We start from the raw sequence: 3,558 nt of genomic DNA, 5'->3' as shown, positions 1-3,558 counted from the left end.
ATAATAAGAATTATGTTAAGTAATGAAATAGATTAATAAAGTATCAATTGTAGAGTTTCGTGATCCATGATTGAGAATTTAAAAATTTTAAATAAAAACCTCGCTATTCATACAAATGTTATTTAGATAATATAGACTATCAAAGAATTTATTACTTTTAACAAAGTAATTACACGAAATACGGATATAGGGAATATTTCACGAAACTTTTCTATTATTTACTTCGTAAATTACTATGTTAGCTGCAAGGCTACACAACAACGCTAATAGACAAACATCCCTTGAAATAATAGGGAGCTGACCCGATTAAGGTGTCAGCCCCTACTAAAAAAAATCTACTCAACACCTAACTGTAATTTTGCAGAACTAAGATGAATTTCATCTTGTGTTTCTAAAGCAAAATATCCATAAGCTAGAGGTGCGGCAGCAGCTCGTTCAACTGCTTGTTCAAACAGTTTATCCCATACTTCTCCACCTTGTTTTTCGTATGCCGAAATTAAATTTTTCAGACTTTCTTCACCGAAAACAGTAACGTGACCTGAAAAATCTTGTGCTATATCGCTGACTTGTGCAGTTGACCAATCAATAATTCCACAAACTTCTCCATTATGATGAGTAAGTGTATGACCTGCATACAAATCACCGTGAATGAATTTTGTAAAATTCGGCCATAAGGCATCATTATCCAGCCATTTTTGGTACCGAAGTTCTAATTCGGCATTTATCCCTAATTCAGATTTCACCAAAATCAATCTTTCAGAAATCTCATTTCTAACCTGTTCAGGTGTCAAAACTTTTAGATTATTACGAAGTACTTCTTCCGTAGGAATTGAATGAAGTTCTATAAGTGCTTTCGCTAATGATGGTATATAAAGGTCGTTTTCTTTAGACATATTCCAGGTTACTTCATAAGTCTCCGCATCATAAGTAAGTGCAGGTTTTCCATCGAGCAAAGGATAGGCTACCAGTTTTTCATTAGCTATACGCCAATCAGGAACTTGAACCGAAAGGTATTTCGACACCAATTGAAGAATGCGTTTCTCATTCGCAATCTGTTCGCCTAAGGTTGTTCTTCTTGGAATACGCAACAACCACTTTGTGCCATCCCTATCTGTAGCGAAACCAACCTTAAAATCAATTCCCATTTCATTAAAACTCATTTCATCCGAAAGAATTAACCCATTTCTTTCCGCTAATTTTTGAATATCTCTATTTTTCATTTTTTTAAATATTTTTGATTTTACCTAATTGCATTAAGTTGCGAGTGCTAAACGAAAGAATACCCACAAGGATTGCCAAACAACCGCTTATGATAAACGTAATGTTTACACCAATAACTTCTGCAATCAGGCCTGTGAATAATAAACCGATTACACTTGGCAAAACTGCCAAACTATAATAAAGTGAAAATACACGTCCTAATTTTTCAGGACTTACCTCTGTTTGTACAATTGCTGTAAAACAGCCATTGAAAACAGACAGGCTGATACCGCCAATGGCTGTTACCATCACAAATCCTACAAACCAACTTGCAGGTAATACACCACTCAAAATAAATGTAAGTCCCAATAATACATACATAACATTGACTGCGACTACTTTTGAGCCTTTCAATTTGAAAATACTCAGGATGACACCGCCAATAAGCATACCTCCGCCCCAAACCACTTCTACAATTCCTATCTCCCATTTTCCTCCTGCAAAATGCCCTGTTGTGAGCAACGGAAACATAATGGCAGCTGGCATTATAACAAAGGTTATCGCCATTGCATAAAGAAAAAGATAACGCAAACCTTTGTTTTTTGAAACAGTCTGAAACCCTTCCGAAAATTCTGTAGCAATAGAATGTGCAGACGATTTTGACTTCGCAACCACATTGGGAATTTTCACCATCACGAGTGAAAGAATAGCCAGCAATGCTCCAATCAAATCCAAGTACAATACTTTTGAAATAGGAAGATAAGCAATGGCTAATGTGCCAATGGCAGGACCACCAATACTGCAAACCGAATGTAACACCTGATTAATTCCTGCTACCTTTATCAATTCATTTTGGGGTACAATCAGCGGAGCAATTGCCTGTAGTGCCGGAGCGTGAAAAGCATTACCAACAGAGCGTAAACCCAATAAAATGTATATCCATATAAGATTAACATTTTCATTTTGTAAAATGACGAGTAACAAAAGGGCACAGAGAGCTATAAAAGCATCCGAAAAAATCATTACATATTTACGATTGAGACGGTCAACATATACACCTGCTATTAAGCCTATCAATGCTTGAGGCAACATAGCTGCTATTCCTGCGTAGGCTAAAACTTCGGCTGACTTGTACTCCAGACTAAGCCATATAACAATAGCAAACTGAACAGCATAACTTGTAAGCATTGAAGCAAACTGTCCAGCCCATATAAACATATAGGTCTTAAACCATTTACGGTTTTCCATAAAAACTTGATTAAATTATACAACAAAATAATTGTAGCATAATACTAATAGAGTACTATACCATAAAAGTGGGTTTTGAAGAGAATTACCCTAATAATTATTTAATCCAAGGCTTTGCCACGTGTTGTATACTTTTTGGAAGTGAAGCCACAAAAGTACAAATTATTATCTCAAAAAATAAGCTATTTTAGCAAAATTAAGCCCAGCAGCTAACAAGGGTTTTGCAATAGTGGGGCGAAACTGCAAAGTTCAACTGTTGTTCTTCGGTTCAACTTTTGTGCAAAATTGAAGATTTGTGCTTCGATTGCCCCACCATCGCAAAGCCCCAAAACGTTGTACGCAACCTTACTAAAACTAAATTATTAAATGAGTTCACTCGGTACAAATCTTATTCAAGTCATAAAAGATAAAGAATTTCAAGCTGTTACCAAAGACTTAACTGAAGTGGTAATTGATTCAAATATTGCTGAAGGATTACTAAAAGATGTCCCACTACTTTCAACAATTATAGGAACTTTTAATACAGTAACCAATATCAAGGATAAGCTATTTCTTAAAAAAATTCTTACATTTTTATATGAACTAAAATCAATTTCTGAAAATAAAATAGAAGAACAAATTAATAAAATAGAAGAAGATTTAAAGTATAGAACAAAAGTTGGCGAAAAATTATTATTTATTATTGACAAGTGTGAAGACACAGACAAAGCATCACTTACTGGTTTACTTTTTAAATCATTTTTAGAGAAAAAAATTGATTATGACCAATTCATTACAGGAACAAATATTATTGAAAAAACTCCGTTGCCTGATTTAATGTTTTTCATAGAAAATGATGTTGAAGAATTGGAATTAGACAATGGTGGTTCTGAATTTGTATCATATGGCTTAATGGAAATCAGAGTAACAAAACCCAATATTAAAGTTGGTGATGAAAAATATTATGGAGATAAATATATTCCATCAGATAATGAAATATTAGCAGATCGTTTAGAAATTACAGATTTTGAAATTGTAGCTAGTATAAGTTGGATTGGACAAATCCTTAGAGAAAATTTATGTAAAGAATAAAAGACAGCGTACAACTTCGGTTCAGTAAAAGCTATAACA

Annotated in this window: 3 protein-coding genes; 1 reads left to right on the top strand and 2 read right to left on the bottom strand. The window is 34.0% G+C overall.

Features of this window, described 5'->3' with window-relative positions:
• Positions 1-335 precede the first annotated feature (335 nt).
• Together mph and mef(C) are read right to left on the bottom strand one after the other, a co-directional pair.
• Complete coding sequence (mph, locus tag IF125_RS14035; RefSeq protein WP_078213155.1) at positions 336-1,220, bottom strand: Mph(E)/Mph(G) family macrolide 2'-phosphotransferase; 885 nt, start codon at positions 1,218-1,220, stop codon at positions 336-338.
• A 4-nt stretch (positions 1,221-1,224) separates the two neighbouring features.
• Positions 1,225-2,448 (bottom strand): macrolide efflux MFS transporter Mef(C), encoded by a 1,224-nt coding sequence (gene mef(C), locus IF125_RS14030; protein ID WP_085286200.1) that lies wholly within the window; start codon positions 2,446-2,448, stop codon positions 1,225-1,227.
• Positions 2,449-2,814: 366 nt separating this feature from the next.
• Here mef(C) and IF125_RS14025 point away from each other — a divergent pair, with 366 nt between their 5' ends.
• Entirely contained in the window at positions 2,815-3,519 is a 705-nt protein-coding gene (locus IF125_RS14025) for a hypothetical protein (protein WP_125112982.1), read from the top strand.
• Positions 3,520-3,558 lie beyond the last annotated feature (39 nt).

Source organism: Empedobacter stercoris, from assembly GCF_020281205.1.
Classification (GTDB): domain Bacteria; phylum Bacteroidota; class Bacteroidia; order Flavobacteriales; family Weeksellaceae; genus Empedobacter; species Empedobacter stercoris.
The sequence above is the reverse complement of the archived record's forward strand: the minus strand, read 5'-3'. Positions and strand labels throughout refer to the sequence as shown.